We start from the raw sequence: 244 nt of genomic DNA on the forward strand, positions 1-244 counted from the left end.
GCTAATGCAGCGTTGAACATGCCGAAATCCGGCGGCACTTTTACCGGTCCCGTTACCATTGCGCAAACTACCGCACAACCGCTTGCCGTCACTTCAACCACTCAAGACTCCGGTATTGTGATTGGGGGCACGGGAAACGGCACGGCCTACAACCCGCGCATTCAAACAAACGCAGACCCAAATGTAAAAGACATTGGATTCGTCAATGGTGCTAATACAGCGTATACCATGCGAATTTCTGATA

General features: G+C 50.8%; 1 protein-coding gene. It reads left to right on the top strand.

The window, feature by feature from the left end; translation table 11 throughout:
• Positions 1-18: 18 nt before the first annotated feature.
• A partial coding sequence (locus SB725_RS33375; protein WP_410923719.1) for a hypothetical protein occupies positions 19-244 on the top strand: 226 nt, incomplete at its 3' end.

Source organism: Pseudomonas sp. SIMBA_041, assembly GCF_046535095.1.
Classification (GTDB): domain Bacteria; phylum Pseudomonadota; class Gammaproteobacteria; order Pseudomonadales; family Pseudomonadaceae; genus Aquipseudomonas; species Aquipseudomonas mucoides.